The 18,745-nt window shown below is 29.9% G+C and carries 13 protein-coding genes and 1 pseudogene; 4 read left to right on the top strand and 10 right to left on the bottom strand.

Features of this window, described 5'->3' with window-relative positions; genetic code table 11:
- Positions 1–305 precede the first annotated feature (305 nt).
- Positions 306–1,742, top strand: a complete 1,437-nt coding sequence (locus KLA_RS17490) for a sensor histidine kinase (protein ID WP_013620907.1) — start codon at positions 306–308, stop codon at positions 1,740–1,742.
- A 111-nt stretch (positions 1,743–1,853) separates the two neighbouring features.
- Positions 1,854–3,227, top strand: coding sequence for a sensor histidine kinase (locus KLA_RS17495; RefSeq protein WP_051456035.1), 1,374 nt, complete (start codon positions 1,854–1,856; stop codon positions 3,225–3,227).
- 34 nt (positions 3,228–3,261) lie between these two features.
- Here KLA_RS17495 and KLA_RS04345 read toward each other — a convergent pair whose 3' ends face one another.
- The 9 genes from KLA_RS04345 to KLA_RS04385 form a co-directional block, all read right to left on the bottom strand.
- The gene (locus KLA_RS04345; RefSeq protein WP_152536825.1) at positions 3,262–3,570 is read right to left on the bottom strand and encodes a hypothetical protein; all 309 of its coding nucleotides are present in this window, start codon (positions 3,568–3,570) and stop codon (positions 3,262–3,264) included.
- 30 nt (positions 3,571–3,600) lie between these two features.
- Complete coding sequence (locus KLA_RS04350) at positions 3,601–4,023, bottom strand: hypothetical protein (RefSeq protein WP_152536826.1); 423 nt, start codon at positions 4,021–4,023, stop codon at positions 3,601–3,603.
- A complete protein-coding gene (locus KLA_RS04355; RefSeq protein ID WP_034644267.1) occupies positions 4,020–4,418 on the bottom strand; it encodes a hypothetical protein in 399 nt (132 codons plus the stop codon). The genes KLA_RS04350 and KLA_RS04355 overlap by 4 nt, the downstream gene beginning before the upstream one ends.
- A 368-nt stretch (positions 4,419–4,786) precedes the next feature.
- Complete coding sequence (locus KLA_RS04360) at positions 4,787–5,293, bottom strand: OmpH family outer membrane protein (RefSeq protein WP_034644270.1); 507 nt, start codon at positions 5,291–5,293, stop codon at positions 4,787–4,789.
- A 358-nt stretch (positions 5,294–5,651) separates the two neighbouring features.
- A complete protein-coding gene (locus KLA_RS04365) occupies positions 5,652–6,479 on the bottom strand; it encodes a class I SAM-dependent methyltransferase (protein ID WP_034644272.1) in 828 nt (275 codons plus the stop codon).
- A gap of 312 nt (positions 6,480–6,791) precedes the next feature.
- Positions 6,792–7,013 carry a hypothetical protein gene (locus KLA_RS04370; protein WP_034644274.1) on the bottom strand — a complete coding sequence of 74 codons (222 nt, stop codon included), beginning with the start codon at positions 7,011–7,013 and terminating at the stop codon, positions 6,792–6,794.
- Between the two features lie 1,116 nt (positions 7,014–8,129).
- Positions 8,130–9,998, bottom strand: coding sequence for a tRNA uridine-5-carboxymethylaminomethyl(34) synthesis enzyme MnmG (gene mnmG, locus KLA_RS04375; RefSeq protein ID WP_034644277.1), 1,869 nt, complete (start codon positions 9,996–9,998; stop codon positions 8,130–8,132).
- Positions 9,999–10,002: 4 nt separating this feature from the next.
- Positions 10,003–10,422, bottom strand: a complete 420-nt coding sequence (ybeY, locus tag KLA_RS04380; protein WP_034644278.1) for an rRNA maturation RNase YbeY — start codon at positions 10,420–10,422, stop codon at positions 10,003–10,005.
- Positions 10,415–13,873, bottom strand: a complete 3,459-nt coding sequence (locus KLA_RS04385) for a DUF4175 family protein (protein WP_034644279.1) — start codon at positions 13,871–13,873, stop codon at positions 10,415–10,417. The genes ybeY and KLA_RS04385 overlap by 8 nt, the downstream gene beginning before the upstream one ends.
- A gap of 129 nt (positions 13,874–14,002) precedes the next feature.
- Between KLA_RS04385 and gltX the strand changes: the two are divergent.
- Both gltX and KLA_RS04395 read left to right on the top strand, forming a co-directional pair.
- A pseudogene (gltX, locus tag KLA_RS04390) lies at positions 14,003–15,515 on the top strand (glutamate--tRNA ligase).
- Between the two features lie 150 nt (positions 15,516–15,665).
- The gene (locus tag KLA_RS04395; RefSeq protein ID WP_013620897.1) at positions 15,666–16,625 is read left to right on the top strand and encodes an SPFH domain-containing protein; all 960 of its coding nucleotides are present in this window, start codon (positions 15,666–15,668) and stop codon (positions 16,623–16,625) included.
- Between the two features lie 279 nt (positions 16,626–16,904).
- Here KLA_RS04395 and KLA_RS04400 read toward each other — a convergent pair whose 3' ends face one another.
- Complete coding sequence (locus KLA_RS04400) at positions 16,905–18,590, bottom strand: glutamine--tRNA ligase/YqeY domain fusion protein (RefSeq protein WP_034644282.1); 1,686 nt, start codon at positions 18,588–18,590, stop codon at positions 16,905–16,907.
- Between the last annotated feature and the right edge of the window lie 155 nt (positions 18,591–18,745).

Below are 18,745 nucleotides of genomic sequence, written 5' to 3' on the forward strand. Positions count from 1 at the left end.
ACAATTAATTCATTATCAACTCTATAACGAAACAGAAAAAAATTTGGGGACAACTTTTAACTAACTTTTTTAATTTAGAGTATACAGCTATCAATATAAAAATTATTAATAGACAAAAACTTACAAACGCTTATACTTAAAGCTACTTAAATGTAAATAATCTGTCAAAATATAGTTACAAATAGTAAAAAAACAATCGTTGAATTACATAATTTTACCGTTTAACGAAAACACAATAAAAAAGAAAATACAAACAACAACAGAGACGTTAGTATAGGTACAAGTTAAATTCCCCAAACATAAGTATGCAAAAATTGTGGTTCAGGTACCGTAAATGGTATATAAATTATATTGAGTTTGAAATTACAAACACCAATAAAGGTTTAGAATATTTTAGAGATAAATTATTTATTTCTATTCTATTATTGGTAAACTTTTTTGGTGTATTAGCATATATACCTAGTGTAATTGTTGCCTATATAAATTTTGAAATGAAATTGGTATTGATAAATACCTTGGCTGTTTCTGTACTTTTATTTGTGGTATTTAATAGGTCACTTAGTTTAAATCTGAAAAAACATATCTTTTCTGGCAATTTATTAATACTATCTACGCTATTATTTATTAATAACGGACTTAGCGGAAATGGTGCATTAATATTATTAATGACTACATCTGCAGTAACATTGTATAGCGGTAAAAAAGCCGGTTTTTTTGCATTTGGTTATGCAGTTTTAATGTATGCTTGTGTATTAATTTTTACCAAATTGGGGTATTACAACTTTGTACACACAACGGGTTATAATTTTACAGAATATGTTATAATTAGCTTAAACAACCTATTATTTAATTTAATATTGGTTTTTTCTATTTCATTTTTAATTACCCAATTACACAAAGCCTTACTTAATGAAAACAAGTTACAGAAAGAACTAATTGTTAAACACAACAATGCTGTTGCTGCAAGAAATAAAGCAGAACAATCTGAACAATTAAAATCTGCTTTTTTAGCTAATATTAGTCACGAAATTGGCACACCTATGTACAGTATTTTAGGAACTACAGATTTATTAAAAGATTACAATACTGAAGATAACGGTTATCAAAAATCTTTACAATTAATTGAAGAAAACGGCAACAAACTATTAGATATTATTGCAGATATTGTAAATATCTCTAAGGTAGAATCTGGCTTAATGCCAATAACTCCTACTGCATTTAATGTTAAAACTTGTGTAGAAGAAATATACACTAAATTAAAAACTGAAGTTGTCGAAAAAGATATAGATTTTACGTTAACCAATTTAATTAGCACAAACGAATCTTTAATTTATACCGATAAAGAAAAAGTAGAAGCCGTATTAAACCACTTGGTTAAAAATGCTATAAAATATACCGAAAAAGGAAGCATAAATATAAAATGCCATTTACCGGAAGAAGGTATTGTTGCTTTTGAAGTAAAAGATACCGGAATTGGTATACCTAAAGACAAATTTAGATCTATTTTTAAGGCGTTTTACCAAGTAGATACAGATCAAAAAAACGCTTTGCACGGTTCTGGTGTTGGACTAGCCATATCCAAAGCATATACAGAAATGCTTGGCGGCAAGTTAAGTTTAAAAAACAACCAAGACTCTGGCTCTACATTTGGATTCACAATTTGCACACATTGGCAGTGTCCAGAAAAAAAGAAAAACTTAAAGCCTGCACATAACCAAAAAATAAAAAAAGTTCTTTTATAGCTAAAATTTACTGTTTAACGAATAACACCATTGACCACAGCAGAATACTAATAAAATTCTTACTTTTAATAAGTTACACTTATAAAATAAATAGTATAAACTGCCTAAAAAATGGTACATAAATGGTGGAAATCTTACACAAATTGGTTTGTAAAATACAGTAATTTTAAAGCAGTAAACAATAAAAAAGGCTTAGAATATTTTAGAGATAAGCTATTTATATCTATACTGTTACTTACTTTTTTTATAGGTGGTATTGCTTATTTTCCTAGTGGATATGTTGCAATAACCAGGGGTGAACTTTTTGTTCTGTACATAGATACCCTTGCAATTTTAGCTTTAGTTGCCATTGTTTTTATCAACAAAATTGGTTTTAACACTAAAAAAACAATTTTCTCATACACCTTATTTATTCTCTCTTTTGGACTTTTACTTCATTTAGGTTTTAAAGGAAACGGTAGCATACTTTTATACACAACAACATCACTAATAACACTATATAAAGGAAGAAAAGAAGGCTTAAACTGGGTAATAGTAACAGTTGTGCTGTATTTAATACTATTAGCTGGTTATTATTTTAACTTATTTTATTTTCCTTTTTATGATGATTACGATTTTGATGTACTTGCAGTTGTAACAGTAAACAATGTACTGTTTAATTTTATACTAGTATTTTCTATTTCGTTTTTAATTAAGCAGTTGCATAATGCATTAGTAAAAGAAAATAAATTACAAAAGGAGCTTGTAATAAAGCACAATAAGGCCGTGCTTGCAAGACAAAAAGCAGAGAGCTCAGATAAATTAAAATCGGCTTTTTTAGCCAATATTAGCCACGAAATTGGTACTCCAATGTATGGTATTTTAGGTAGCGCAGACTTTTTAAAAGAGTTACACAAAAACAACAAAGAGTCTCAAGAATATTTACAGTTAATAGAGGAAAACGGAAATAAGCTTTTAAGTATTATTGAAGACATTGTAAACATATCTAAAGTAGAGAGTGGTTTAATGACCTTAAACAACTCTACATTTAACATTAACTCTGTTATAAATAACACTTTTAATAGTGTAACGGCTATGGCAAAAGAAAAAGGCATACAAATTATTAATAACAACTTAATTAGCAGTAATGAGGCATTGGTGCATACAGATAAAGAAAAGCTAACCACAGTGCTTAAACACCTAATAAACAATGCCATTAAGTATACAGAGCAAGGGACTATAACTTTAAAATGTTATTATAAAAACTTTAATACTATAGAGTTCTCTATAAAAGATACAGGTATTGGTATACCTAAAGACAAGTTTAATGCCATTTTTAAAGCTTTTTACCAGGTAGATACAGACCAAAAAAATGCCTTACACGGTGCAGGTATTGGTTTAGCAATTGCCAAGGCGTATACAGAAATGCTAGGTGGAAAAATGAGTTTAGAAAATAACCAAGAAAACGGAGCCACATTTAAGTTTACTATAAATGCACAAGTATAAAAATTAAGATGCTTATTGTAATAAAAAATACCAATTAGTATTTAACAAAATAATACCCAAACATAAGTACTAAAATAGGCAATACTCCAAAAACAAACACACAGCTAAGTGCTGTCCAGAACTGGTAATTACGCTTCTCTTTTTTTATAGCACTTATCACAAGAGAAATAATAGCAAGCAGTAACATTAAAGTTGATAAAATACCTAAATACAAAAGTCGGTCTAAACTATAGGTGTTAAATACACTGCTGTAACTTATTTCATTATAAAAGGTAATTACATTTATGATAATCACCCAGACAGAGAAATGAAATGCCCATTTTTTAAAACTAATTCTCTTCATACAGCATTAAATTTATCTAAAATAAAAGGATTAACTAACAGCAAAAGGATTTTTTTCTGCAGGTAAGTCTAAGTTTGCCAATACGTTATCTAAATTTTTAAGCGATTCCTCCTCTACTTGTTTTATATGTACAACCAACTCTTTATCAGCTGTTTTTAAAATATATTCCTCTTTAGTTTTTCTAATGTAGGTAATATCTTTTAATGCAATTTTCTTACCAAAAACTGTTGCTTCCTTTAGTATTCCGTTTTCTAAAACCATACAATAATTGGTAGATTTTAATATACTTTTTAGAAACCAATTAATAGCAATAACCAGTAAAATAAAGCCAATCCACTTTATAGATTCACTTTTGATAGTAAGATACACCGACTTGTATAATGCATAAACAACAAACAAGAATGAGAATAGAATATTGGTACGTACCTTTTTTTTAGTGTATCTGATTTTCATAAAGTCAGCTTTAAATTATTGTTTGTTGAATTAGTAAGCTCTGATTTCTTATGCTTTTGAGAAACTAATTTTAATAGTTTATTTTGAAATTCCTCATTAACTTTATTACTTTTCTTCAACTCTGACAAAATATAATAATCATAATCAACCTTATTAATTGTATTATAAATTGTTGAAGCAACAAAAAACAAGGAAATACCCAAAGAAATATAGGTCAATATTGTATTTCGTCTTCCTAATTTTATGTTCTCTTTTTGTTGATATTTCAATAAAGATAATAGCTCTTTATTATTCTCTATTAGAAGTTCATTTTGAGTGCTTATTTTCTCATAAACATCTGATAAACCTACATCAGACCAAGCTAGATCATCATTATTCAAAGGCTCTAAATTCATCTTTGTTGGTATGTTATTAAATCAATTAAAAAATAAATCTTGGGGGAAAGAATTGCCCCACAAATATATAACATATCAAACTAAAAAATTACGGAAATACGTAATACATAAAAAAATAATACGTAATGTCTTACTTAAATTTAAGTGTAAAACAGAAAGTAAATATTGTTTAAAGAGGAATACCAAACAATACTTATTTCGTAATGTGCTCTAATGCTTCTATTTTTAATTCTAAGGTCGTTTTAAGAGGTTTTTACCACATTTGCATACAAACTACCAACCTTAAACATACTTCTAATTAGAAGAGCTCTAAAACAAAAAAAACCTCAGCATAACGCTGAGGCTCTTTATATGTGTAAACAACAAGATTACTTCTTGTAGTTATCGTTTAAGATTTTAGTAATCTCATCTGTTAGGTCATCTGCGTCTGTACCGTATAAAACGCTACCACCGTCTCCACCACCAAAGATGTATGAGAAACCGTTTGTTTTACCGTAAGCTTTAATTTCTTTTTTAACTTTAGAAACTAAGCTATCCATTTCTGTTTGACTGCTAACTTGTAGTTGTTTTTCTTCTTGCTGCAATTGCTGACCAATAAATTGGCTTTTTTGCTGTAGCATACCGTACTCTTCTTGAGCTTTAGCCTGAGCCATTTTTTGTGCCTTAGCCTGAAAAGCTTGTGCTTCCATTTGAAAAGCTTGCTGTACGCTATCTCTCTTTTTACCAAAAGCTTCTATCTTAGTTTTAAACTTAGCTTCTAAGTCTACTTTCTCTTGGTAGTCGTTCATAAGTTTTACGTTATCTACGTAACCCATTTTACTTTGTTGGCATCCTACTAAACCGATGAATGCAAGTGCAAAAATTATTTTTTTCATTTCTAGGTTTTTAATGTAAACTCCCGAACCGACGGAAAGTTATTTAAGTTGAGCAAAAATAGAAAAGTTTTTGAATCTTAAAGAAAAACAATCTTTAGTTTTAAAATTGGTTAAAATTAAATTTCAGACTTTTTTTAAAAAATAAAAGAAAACACTAGTATTAGCATAAACTATTAAGAGAAATAATTAATATAATTAAAAACTATTATAGCTATAACTTATGCTGTATAATCAAATAAATAAATCAAATCTATTAAAAAGTGGTTTTTATTGTTATTTCTAATGCATAAAAACAAAAAAAAGGACTTAGTACTTGTGACAGGTGCTAAACCCTTCTTAAAACGCCTTAAAATGAGTTTTAGTCCTTTTTAAGGATGTAAATTACAGAAGAATGTTCATTGGTTCTCATTGCAGATAAATTAGAACGCAAACCTCTGTAAAAAGCGGTAAACATATTTTGTTTTCCTGTTTTGTATTTTTCAGATAACAATGAAACATAAAAAGCATCAAACAACATTGGCTTGGTTTTTATAAGTTTCATATTGTGCTTTGCAAAAATCTTTTTTATAGCTGTTTTAGAAAAATGCCATAAATGTCTTGGCACATCAAATGCTGCCCAATACTCTTTGTAATATTTTGCATCGTAACTTTTAAAATTTGGAACCGCAATTATTAACGTACCATTTTCTGTTAATTTAGATTTTAGCATTTTTATTTGCTCATCTAAATTTGGCAAATGTTCTAAAACGTGCCAAAGTGTAATTACGCTGTATTTTTTTTCTGGTAGTGTTTCTAAACTACTAAATAAATCTAAACCTTTTTCTGTAGCTTTTTTTCTGGCCGCTTCATTTGGTTCCACTCCAGCACAAGTCCATTTATTATTTTGCGCAGTAATTAAAAAATCTCCTGTACCTGCACCAACATCCAAAACAGATTTTTCTCCTTTGGTGTAATATGTAATTAACTGAATCTTTTTTTGCAAACTGTAATTTTTTACAGCTTGGTACATTTTATCCACAACAGTTTCTTTTGCGTCTGTATGAGAAATGTAATCTTCACTCTCATAATAAACATCTAAATTTTCTGGTTGTGGTTCTGTAACCAACATATCCAATTCCTCATTATGGTTTAATGTAAAATTTTCTTGTGTTACAGAATGGTCTTTAGTTTTTAAATAAAAGTTCATTGTAATTGTGCGTAGCTAAATATTCTTTCTTTAAAGCACGAAGATAGTTTAAAACTAAAGGACGTGAAAGTGAATTTTTATCCAAGCAATCTTTTCCGTCATCGTCTGTAACGCTTATGGCAATATAATAATTACCTTCTACACGTAACCGAGGCTCTTCATTAAAAAGATCAGAAGGATTGTCACTAGAACCAATAGCTCTATTTGCAACAACTCCTAAAGTAGGAGAAAGTATATCTATACTCTTTCTTTTTTTTCTACTTCATAAAAAGAAAAATAATAAGGAACATCGTTTATGAAAAAAGGAACGTTTTAAAAAACATCAATATTATATAATTGATATTTTACATCTACATAATTATAAAATTCACTTTCGTCTTTTGGATCTTCAAAAATAAAAACGTGATGCTTGGTTAATCCTCTCTTAAAAGTTTTGCCTTTAGTAATTTTATAATCTTGAATATTGGGAGCAATCCGCAACGGAATACAAGATTGAACAAAAACTAAAATAACCACAAGAAATACATTTTTCATTTTTTTTATTTTTTGAATTGAATGCCTTTTATCAAAAACAAAAATTGAACCAAGAGTTAGAAGTTAGAAGAAAATATTTTTTTGAAAATACAAATCCAAAATAACTTAAAAAATAAAGAAGGAATAAAACTAAATTTTGAACACTACACTATTCTAATTTCTTTTAAAAAATAGCTTAACCTATTTACTTTTTTGGGTTGATAAAAAAATAACTTTAGGAGAAAAAATTAGTCAACTGAAAAATTTAAATCCAAAAAAATTTACAAACCAAAATGAAAAATAAAATCTCTAAATAAAAATTATAAAAAAAATAAAGCAAGCTAAAATTAGATCTCAAAAATTAAAACTAGTAAATTTTAAAAAAGAAAAAAACATTAAAGAAATTGAAAATTGAAAACCATAAAAGAGAATGAAAATTAAAAAATAGATTCATTTTAAAAACTACAAAAAAAGAAAACAGAAAAAACAAAAAACTAACAAAAGGGTGAAGTTTTAAAATCTAAAAAAACTAAAAATAAAAGTGGAAATTGAATTCTAAAAAAGAGAAAAAATTGATGCAAAAAAATGAAGAAAATGGCACATAAATAATACGTGAAATTTGAACAAAAATTCAATTAAAAAAATAAAATAAATATGAAGAGAAAATAAAAAATCTGAATACAAAAAATAAAAGTTGCTGATAAAAAAAATAGAAACAAAAATCTGAAATCAATTCTAAAAAGGAAGGTATAAAAATCAATATCAGAAAAAATAAAAAAGATGAAATTTGAAGTAAGGATTCTAAAACAATTTAGGTTCGAAAAAATTGAAACTGAAAATTGAAAAACTAAAAATTCAGAACACTTAAATTTTACAATTGATCTAAAAAAGGATAAAATATTTTCTAATTAACCCACAGCAAAAAAGTAAAATTATATGCTGAAAAAATCTAAACTAAGAGCATTAAAAAAACTTAATGAGAATTAAAATTAACTCAAAACAAACATACAATAAACAACACTAACCTACCGTTATAAAAACCATAGAAAAGACAAACAAAAAAATCTTTGTTAAAACAAAAAAACCCAATTGTTCCACGTGGAACAATTGGGTAAATCGTCTATATAATAAATTAAATTAGCGACCCATAAATACAAGCAGTACACTGATATCACTTGGCGAAACCCCACTAATTCTAGAGGCTTGCGAGATAGTAACTGGTCTAATTGCCTCTAATTTTTCACGAGCTTCATAAGATAAACTCTTTAATTGTCGATAGTCAAAACCTTCAGGAATTTTAATATTTTCTAAACGCTGAAGCTTATCTGCATTGTTCTTTTCCTTGGCAATATAACCTGCATATTTAACCTGAATTTCGGTCTGCTCCATTACCTCTCTATCTATATTTTCAGCTTCAATAAATTCTGAAACAGACTTTAATTTACGCATATGATCCATAGTGACATTTGGCCTAGAAAAGCTCTTAAACATTTTGTGAGATTGTTTAACTGGAGTAGAATTTACAGACTCTAAAATAGGATTTATGTCCTCTGGAACAACACTTGTTTCTCTGAAAAAGTTCACAAAAGCATCAGATTTTTGAAGCTTTTCTTCCATCCTTTTTAGTCTAGAATCTGATGCTAAACCAATTTTATGACCCAATGGAGTAAGCCTAATATCGGCATTATCTTGTCTTAATAATGTTCTATATTCTGCTCTAGAAGTAAACATTCTGTATGGTTCTTCTGTTCCTTTTGTAATTAAATCATCTATTAAAACACCTATATAAGCCTCATCTCTATTTAGTATTAATGGCTCATTTTCTTTCACTTTTTGGTGTGCATTTATACCAGCCATTAGACCCTGACTAGCGGCTTCTTCATACCCTGTTGTACCATTAATTTGACCAGCAAAATACAGGTTATTTACAAGCTTAGTTTCTAGTGTATGCTTTAATTGTGTAGGCGGAAAATAATCATATTCTATAGCATAACCAGGTCTAAAAAACTTCACATTTTCAAACCCAACAACAGAGCGTAAAGCTTTAAATTGTACGTCTTCTGGTAGCGAAGTTGAGAAGCCATTTACATACACTTCTACCGTATCCCAACCCTCAGGTTCTACAAATAATTGGTGCTTATCTTTGTCTGCAAATCTATTAATTTTATCCTCAATAGAAGGGCAATAACGTGGTCCTAAACTCTTAATTCTACCGTTAAACATAGGCGATCTATCAAACCCTTCGCGCAATAAATCGTGTACTAAAGTACTAGTATGAGTCATAAAACAATCGCGTTGATGCGCTAAAGATTTAGTGTCTGTATAGCTAAATTTCTCTGGAATAACATCTCCTGGTTGCACTATCATTTTAGAATAATCTAATGATCTACCGTCTACTCTAGGTGGTGTTCCGGTCTTCATTCTACCACTTTCAAACCCTAAATCTACTAGTTGTTCTGTGATGCCTGTTGCTGCTTTTTCACCTGCTCTACCACCTCCTAATTGACGTTCACCTATGTGAATTAAACCATTTAAAAAGGTACCATTTGTTAGTACAACAGACTTAGATCTGATCTCAATACCCAAGGAAGTTGTTACTCCGCATACCTTATCTCCTTCTATAATTAGGCCAGAAACCATCTCCTGATAGAAGTCACAATTGGGTGTTCTTTCTAATGCCAAACGCCATTCTTCAGCAAAACGCATACGGTCGTTTTGCGTTCTAGGACTCCACATTGCCGGTCCTTTTGACTTGTTTAACATCTTAAATTGTATAGCAGATTTATCAGAAATAATACCACTATAACCACCTAAAGCGTCAATTTCACGTACAATTTGTCCCTTTGCAATTCCTCCCATTGCAGGATTGCAAGACATTTGCCCTATGGTTTGAAGGTTCATTGTAACCAACAAAGTTTTAGAACCTAAATTTGCGGCGGCAGCGGCTGCTTCCGCGCCTGCGTGGCCACCTCCTACTACAATAACATCGTATTCTTTATCAAACATAATCTTAATGTTCCACGTGGAACAATTTAATTTTTTCTTCTTCTTTACTCCTCATTAATGCCGCTTCTTCAATAGATTTATCCTTGTATCCGGCAAGATGTAGTAAGCCGTGAGCCATAACTCTAAGCATTTCTACATCAAAATCTACCTTAAAATCTACTGCATTTTCTTTAACTCGTTCTACAGAAATGTAGATGTCAGAGCTAATAACCTTCCCATCTGTATAATCAAACGTAATAATATCTGTATACGTATCGTGATTTAAATACTGCTGATTGATGTTTAACAAGTATGAATCATCACAGAAAATGTAATTGATATCACCTGTTAAATGCTCTTCAGAAGCTATAATCCTATTAATCCAATCGATATACTTGGTATTATCAATTAAACTAAAATCTGTTTCATAATGAAAATCAATCATTTGTTTTAAAATAACGTTGCACTTTATTTTGAAAAATTTGCTGCAAAGGTAGTGCTTGTCTATTTAAAATTTCTATTTCGTTACGATAATTCTGTAAAGCCTCTGGCTTAGTCATAATAGGATTGGTAAACTTATTTTTTGCTTTATTAGCTTCTCTTGCACTCTTTTCACCTTGTTTTAAAGCTGCATTTTCTAACTTCAAGAGTTGATGTTGAATATTATTTGCTTTGGTTTGAGTTCTATTTGTTATACCATTTTCAAGTAAATCGTTCTCAAAATCTTCCATTTGTTGCAACAGTTTCTTGGCTAAATTTTTATCTTCTTTTGCAATCATATCATTTAATTGCTGTTCTAAAGCCTGTCTAATTTGCTGTTGTTCTTTGTAAATTTCATAAATTTCTTTTAGTTCTTCCTCAGATAATCCTTGTCCTGCGGCACCATTTTCACCATTTTGGTTTCCGTTTTTGCCTTTAGAATTCTTATTTTCTCCATTGCCACTAGCTCCATTTTTGCCATTTTCACCTTTCTTTCCGCCCTCGCCTTCGCTACCTTTTTCTCCAGTTTTACCTTTTTTACCATCAGATCCCGGCTTGCTCCCTCCAGGTTTTTTACCTTCAGAAGATTTTGAATTTCCCTGTTTACCTAACTTATCCTTTAAGCTATTTTGAGCTTTAATAATATCTGGTAATTGAAAACCTTGCCCCTTTCCTTGTCCTTTGCCAGCACCAGATTTCATACTCTGGTTCATATTATCTAGCAAATTAGCAAGAAAATCTGCCAAACTATTAGATGAGTTAAGAACATATTTTTGATTAGCGGTGGCTAAATAAGTCCTATTTTCTGCTAATTGTTCTAATGATTTATCAATATTATAAAACACTTCAGTAATGTCTTTATTTACCTTTTCTGAAATTTCAGCCTGACGCAAAGAGAGTGCAAACAGACTATCATCTACATGCTCAAACAATGTACGTAATTCTTTTTGGCGCTTAATTGTTGTAGAAAACTTAGCAACATCATCATCTTTTGAGCTAATATCATTATACAATTGCTCCTGTTTAAAAGAGAAAATAACAAGATTTTCTAGAATTTGACGAAGCATTTCAGCATCTTCAGTAATAGATGCTCCACTAGAACCAGATGAAGATTGCTGCATTTGAGAACTCATTTGTCTCATTTTATCAGCTGCAGATTTCTGTTTTTTTGCAGCTTTATTACTGGCTTTACTATCAGATTTAGAAGAATTATCACTCCCCTGTTCCTTATTTAGCTCTTCTAAAGCATCATTCTGATCCTGTTTAACGGCGTCTTGTTTTGCTTTATTAGCCTTAATATCTAATGGTTTTTGTAATTTTTGATTGTCCTTTTCAAGCTCATCAAGTTCTTTAGTTAAATCTTCAAAGGCTTTATTTAATTTTTCCTGCTCCTCTTTTTCAAAATTTTGGTCCTGTTTAAGCTCTGATAGTACCTCTTGTTTCTCTGCAAGTTTCTCTAAATCTTGTGCTAATTGGGCCAATTTTTCTGTAACATAATATTTTTTTGTGAGCTCTAAAAGCTGTTCTAGGTTACGCTCACTATTTTTTTGGCTCTTACCAAGTTCTTCTAAACGTTTAGTTAACTGATCTTTATTTATTTTATCTGCTACTTTATTTAGTTCTTCAAGTAATTTTTGGTTCTTTTTTGCTTGTTGTTCCTGACGTTCTAAACGTTCTTGAAGTAACTTATTCTGTTTATCGTCTGTATTACTCTTTTGTAAATTCTCTTTTAATTGCTTGCTAAACTTCTCCATCATTTGCTCTTGCTGTTGTTGCTTTTGCAAGTAATCTTTAACCTCAGACTGTTCGGTATAATTTAAAGAAGTTTTTTCCTTTTGTTTATTATTTAATTCCTTTAAAACATCCTTTTGTTCTTTAAACTTATCTAAAGAATTATCTAAATTATTTAAAAGTTGTTGCTGTTGCTGTAGACTATTATTTTTAAGTGCATTATCATCTAATAAGACTGTACTAAACACTTGACTTTTAGTGGTTTTACCATTATGTATAGCATCATTATCTGTGGCAATAAAGTAAAAATTATAGTCAACATTAGGTTCTAAACTTAAACCAGATGGAAATGTATAATAAAATTGTGCTACATTACTATTAGGTGATGAAATATTGATTATTTGCTTATTTTCTATAGAATTACTTGGATAACAAACTAGTTTTATACTAATCAGTTTATAATCATCAGATGCAGTACCAGAATAATATAACACATTAGGGTTTAAGCTATCTTTAACTTGGTTGACTTGCAATGCAGGGCTAGCATCTTTTACAACAGTAAACTTATATTCTAATTTTTCAAAATTTGAAACATTTTTGTTAGAGGTGCTAATACTATAGTGGGTACTTTTGTATATATTTTTAGTGGTTGTAAAAATGTTTTCTTTTTTATTAAAGCCAATTTTTGAATCTTTCACCTGTAAAGAAATACTATCTATATGATTGCCTTTTATAGTCCACTGAACTTTGGTTCCTTCAGGAAAAGTAGCATTACCAGTACTTTGAAGAGTTTCTGGTTGCCTGTTAGTATATGAAGGATACATTAATTTCATATTAAAATTCTCTAGAAAAGGGACCTCTAAAACAGTAAGGCTATATTGTTTAGATGTAATACCATTAGCTAAAAAATAAAAAGAAATGCTCTTATCTGGAGAAACAAAAGTATGCTCATAAAAACCATTATTTTCTTGTAAAAAAAACTCATTACCGTTAGCAATAATAGATATATTTTCTGGCTTAATGTCACCTTCAGTTGTAACCTTAAGTGTAATATCTTCACCTTTTAAAACACGTAAATTACTGTTAATCAATATAAAAGAAAAAGGAGCAGGTTTTTCAAAAGCCATTTTATAGTTAACAACCCTATCATAGGATCCAAAAAAAGAACTTAAATTTCCAGATAACCAAACCAATATTAATACTGCTAGTGGTACTAGCAAATATTTAGCGTATTTAAAATTTTCAGAAAAATTTATTGCTTTAGTGAAAGGAACAGCATCTAACTTTTTAGAGCGTTGTTCTATACTGGCCAATAAAAGCTCAGATGTTTGTTGGTTATCTGCTAAATCTAACAAATTATACAACTTATCACCTACCTCAGGAAAATGTTTACCAATTAAAATTGCTGCATCCTTATTAGAAATTCCTTTTTTAAGCTGAAATAAGTAAAAAAGAGGTGTTAAAATATAAGCATATAAAAGGTAAAAAGTAATTGCTAAAAGTGTTAAAAGCAACAATAATCTACCTGTAGAATTAAACCATAATAGGTACTCAAGCCCTAATATTACTAATAAAGTCAGCAATCCAAAACTAATAAAAAGGAGTAATCCTTTAAGTAACTTTTGGGTATAAAACCTTCTAGTAAAGGCCCTTAATTTTTGTAAAATATGGTCTAAACTATTCAAAATCTGTGATATTTTATACCAAGATACCCACAGTTTAAGAAAAACATAGAAAAAAATTGTTAAAAAGTGAGTATAACACTTTAATAGGATAAATAACTAACTGTATCTTTGTAGCAATAAATATATATTATGAGTTCTAAAGTAAGAGTACGTTTTGCTCCAAGTCCTACCGGACCGTTACATATTGGTGGTGTGCGCACTGCCCTATTTAACTACCTTTTTGCAAAAAAAAAATGGTGGAGATTTTATTTTGAGAATAGAAGATACAGATCAAAATAGATATGTAGAAGGTGCTGAGCAATATATAATTGACAGTTTAAACTGGTGTGGAATTGCTTTTGATGAAGGTCCTGGAAAAGAAGGAAAATTTGGTCCGTACAGACAAAGTGAACGTAAACATTTATACAAAGAATATGCAGATGAGCTAATTGCAAATGGTAAAGCATATTATGCTTTTGATACTGCAGAAAGTTTAGATGAACATAGAAAAAACCACGAAGCTAATGGTAAAACTTTTATTTACAACTGGCATAATCGTTTAAAATTAAACAACTCACTAGCACTAAGTAAGGAAGAAGTAGATGCCAAATTAGCTAATAATGAGCCATTTGTAATACGTTTTAAAACTCCTGAAAACGAAAAATTAGAATTTAACGATATAATACGTGGTACTATGCATATAGATACTAATGTATTAGATGATAAAGTATTGTTTAAAAGTGATGGAATGCCAACGTATCATTTAGCAAATATTGTTGATGATCATTTAATGGAAATTACTCACGTAATACGTGGTGAAGAATGGTTACCATCTTTAGCCTTACACAAACAATTATATGATGCATTTGGCTGGCAAGCACCAGAATTTGCTCATTTACCATTAATTATGAAGCCTGTAGGTAAAGGTAAATTAAGCAAAAGAGATGGAGAAAAGCTTGGGTTTCCTGTGTTTCCGTTATCATGGAAAGAGTCCACTGGCTATAAAGAAGAAGGGTATTTTCCGGAAGCAGTTGTAAACTTTTTAGCTTTACTTGGCTGGAATCCAGGTACTGAGCAAGAATTGTTTAGTTTAGATGAGCTTGTAAAAGAATTTTCTTTAGAGCGTGTAAATAAGTCTGGAGCTCGTTTTGATCCAGATAAAACCAAATGGTATAATACACAGTACTTACAAGCAAAAGATAATGCAGAAATTGCAACATTATTAATGCCTACTATTTTAAGTCACGTACAAGAAACTCATCCGTTGGCAAAACAAGAAACTGTTGAGCGTTTGGTTGACTTATTAAAAGAGAGAGCAACTTTTGTAAAAGATATTTGGGATTTAGCAGACTATTTTTACGTTGCACCAAAAGAATATGCACCAAAAGCAGTAAAAAAACAATGGAAAGAAGGTACTCCAGACATATTAAACCAGTTGGTATCTGTTTTGGAATCAATAACAGACTTTAGCTCAAGCAATACAGAAACAATTGTAAAACAATGGATTACAGATAAGGAATTGTCTTTTGGTAAAGTAATGCCTCCTTTTAGATTGGTATTAGTTGGCGATATGAAAGGACCACACGTTTTTGATATTGTTGAATTATTAGGAAAAGAAGAAACTATTAAAAGAATACAAACTGCTATAGATAAATTAGCGTAAACTATATACCTTATTAAGCAAAAGCTACAAATGAATATTATCATTTGTAGCTTTTTTTTTATAAAAATGTAACATATCCCCTATTTTAATTACATATATATGTACAGTATTTGTACATTTAAAACATAAACCTAAAAACCTTAAAAAATTATGGGAAGTTATTTATTAATACCACTAATAGTATTTGTAGTATTTGTAATATTTTCAGCTGCATTTGTAGTTAAACAACAAACAGCTGCTATTATTGAAACATTTGGTAAATTTAGTAGCATTAGACAATCTGGTCTGCAATTTAAAATACCTTTTATGCAACGTATTGCTGGTAGATTAAGCTTAAAAATTCAGCAATTAGATGTAATTATTGAAACAAAAACTTTAGATGATGTATTTGTAAGATTAAAAGTTTCTGTTCAATATAAAGTAATAAAGGATAAAGTATATGATGCTTTTTATAAATTAGATTATCCGCATGATCAAATAACATCTTACGTTTTTGATGTAGTACGTGCAGAAGTACCAAAAATGAAATTGGACGATGTTTTTGTTAAAAAAGATGATATTGCACTTGCAGTAAAAGCAGAACTTAATGATGCAATGTTAGATTACGGTTTTGATATTATTAAAACATTAGTAACTGATATTGACCCAGATGCACAAGTAAAACAAGCTATGAACCGTATTAATGCATCTGAAAGAGAGAAGATTGCAGCGCAATTTGAAGGAGATGCGGCACGTATTTTAATAGTAGAAAAAGCAAAAGCTGAAGCAGAAAGTAAGCGTTTACAAGGACAAGGTATTGCAGATCAACGTAGAGAAATTGCACGTGGATTAGAAGAATCTGTAGAAGTACTTAACAAAGTTGGTATAAATTCTCAAGAAGCTTCTGCCCTAATTGTTGTTACCCAACATTATGATACATTACAATCTATAGGTGAAGAAACAAATACTAATTTAATATTATTACCAAATTCACCACAAGCTGGTAGTGATATGTTAAATAATATGGTTGCATCATTTACAGCAAGTAATATGATTGGTGAGTCTATGAAAAAAACAAATACTCCTAAAAAAGGAGATCAAAAAAAATTAGACAAACCAAAAGATGAATAGAAAAAAGTAATCTAATAAAAATTAGAAAATCCGATAGAAATTTAAATTTCTATCGGATTTTTTTATACTTATAAAATTTTACAAAAATTAAAAAGCAAAACTTGCTAAAAAAGGAACTTTTAAGACAAAAAACTATTTAAATGAGCTTACAGAGCATTATACTAAACCACCCTTACAATGGCATTAAGTTTTTTAAAAAAACGTTTAAAACTCACTAAAAAAAGCCTTTTTTAATAAGAAATGTTAATGATTTTTACATTAGCATCAATAAAACTTATACTAGCTTTTTTGCTGAATTTTTGCCCAAGAATCTCGTAATCCCACAGTTTTATTAAAAACTAAATTTTCAGATGTACTATCAGTATCAATATTAAAGTAACCCATTCTTTGAAACTGAAAACGATCTCCAATATTTGCATCTTTTAAACTTGGCTCAACAAAACCTTTAATTACTTGTAAAGAATCTGGATTTATAAATTCCATAAAATCTTTATCTTTATGAGTATCCGGGCTTTCATCTGTAAATAACCTATCATACAATCTAATTTCAGATTCAATTGCATGTTGTACAGATACCCAATGTAAAGTTCCTTTTACTTTTCGTAAACTTTCTTCGGTACCACTACCACTTTTACTTAAAGTATCATATGTACATTGAATTTCAGTAATATTCCCATCGGTATCTTTTGTGCAAGATTCTGCCTTAATAATATATGCACCTTTTAAACGAACCTCTTTACCTAATTTTAATCTAAAGAATTTTTTATTAGCCTCTTCTCTAAAATCAGCTTTTTCAATATAAATTTCTCTAGAAAATGGTATTTTTCTACTACCAGAATCAGGATCTTCAGGGTTATTTTCTACGTCTAACCACTCTTCTTGTCCCTCTGGATAATTGGTAATTACAACTTTTACAGGGTCTAAAACACCCATTACTCTAGGTGCAATTTTATTTAAATGTTCACGAACATGAAACTCTAATAATGATACATCTATAAGGTTCTCTCTTTTTGCAATACCTATTGTATCTGCAAAATTACGAATAGACTCTGGTGTGAAACCCCTTCTACGCATACCAGAAATAGTAGGCATTCTAGGGTCATCCCAAGATTTTACAACTCCTTCTTCTACCAATTTAAGCAACTTTCTTTTACTTACAACGGTATGGCTAAGATTACGTCTTGCAAACTCTCTTTGTTTTGGTCTTGTTTTAGATTCATCATATACTTGGTCTAAAAACCAGTCATACAATTCTCTATGCATAGCAAACTCTAACGTACAAAAAGAATGAGAAACTTGTTCTAAGTAATCACTTTCTCCATGAGTCCAATCATACATAGGATAAATACACCAATCGGTATTTGTTCTGTGGTGGGCTTTGTGTAATATACGGTACATAATAGGATCTCTCATAAGCATGTTAGAGGAGGTCATATCTATTTTAGCACGTAAAACGTGTTCGCCTTCTTTAAATTCACCATTTTTCATACGTTGAAAAAGGTCTAAATTTTCTTCTACAGACCTGTTTCTAAAGGGACTAGCAACACCAGGTGTTGTAGGAGTACCTTTTTGTTCTGCCATAGCATCAGAAGATTGACTATCTACATAGGCCTTATTTTGCTTTATAAGAAAAATTGCCCAATCATACAACTTCTGAAAATAATCTGAAGCAAAGCACTCATGCTCCCATTTATAGCCTAACCAAGAGACATCTTTCTTAATTGCATCTACGTACTCTTGTTCTTCTTTTGCCGGGTTTGTATCGTCAAAACGCAGATTAACAGGTGCATTGTAACGTAAACCCAACCCAAAATTTAAACAAATAGAACTAGCGTGTCCTATATGTAAATACCCATTAGGTTCTGGTGGAAAACGAAAACGTAAATCCTCTTTTGAGAAACCATTTTTCAGGTCTTCCTCGATAATGTGCTCTATAAAATTTAATGATTTTTCGCCTTCATTCATAGGATAAAATTAAGCTGTAAAGGTACAAAATTAGATTAATTATAGGTGCTAAAAAATCGGTCACCATACAATAAAGCCATTTTCACAACATATTTAAATACTACTACAACAATAAATTTATGAACAAGTTATAAACAACCATATTTGTTAAAGCA

Source organism: Cellulophaga geojensis KL-A, assembly GCF_000568425.1.
Taxonomy (GTDB): Bacteria; Bacteroidota; Bacteroidia; order Flavobacteriales; family Flavobacteriaceae; genus Cellulophaga; species Cellulophaga lytica.

Excerpts from the sequence above, each read along its gene's own strand:
- KLA_RS17490 (WP_013620907.1), top strand. The coding sequence starts at position 306 with ATGCAAAAATTGTGGTTCAGGTACCGTAAATGGTATATAAATTATATT.
- KLA_RS17495 (WP_051456035.1), top strand. The coding sequence starts at position 1,854 with ATGGTACATAAATGGTGGAAATCTTACACAAATTGGTTTGTAAAATAC.
- KLA_RS04345 (WP_152536825.1), bottom strand. The coding sequence starts at position 3,570 with ATGAAGAGAATTAGTTTTAAAAAATGGGCATTTCATTTCTCTGTCTGG.
- KLA_RS04350 (WP_152536826.1), bottom strand. The coding sequence starts at position 4,023 with ATGAAAATCAGATACACTAAAAAAAAGGTACGTACCAATATTCTATTC.
- KLA_RS04355 (WP_034644267.1), bottom strand. The coding sequence starts at position 4,418 with ATGAATTTAGAGCCTTTGAATAATGATGATCTAGCTTGGTCTGATGTA.
- KLA_RS04360 (WP_034644270.1), bottom strand. The coding sequence starts at position 5,293 with ATGAAAAAAATAATTTTTGCACTTGCATTCATCGGTTTAGTAGGATGC.
- KLA_RS04365 (WP_034644272.1), bottom strand. The coding sequence starts at position 6,479 with ATGAACTTTTATTTAAAAACTAAAGACCATTCTGTAACACAAGAAAAT.
- KLA_RS04370 (WP_034644274.1), bottom strand. The coding sequence starts at position 7,013 with ATGAAAAATGTATTTCTTGTGGTTATTTTAGTTTTTGTTCAATCTTGT.
- mnmG (WP_034644277.1), bottom strand. The coding sequence starts at position 9,998 with ATGTTTGATAAAGAATACGATGTTATTGTAGTAGGAGGTGGCCACGCA.
- ybeY (WP_034644278.1), bottom strand. The coding sequence starts at position 10,422 with ATGATTGATTTTCATTATGAAACAGATTTTAGTTTAATTGATAATACC.
- KLA_RS04395 (WP_013620897.1), top strand. The coding sequence starts at position 15,666 with ATGGGAAGTTATTTATTAATACCACTAATAGTATTTGTAGTATTTGTA.
- KLA_RS04400 (WP_034644282.1), bottom strand. The coding sequence starts at position 18,590 with ATGAATGAAGGCGAAAAATCATTAAATTTTATAGAGCACATTATCGAG.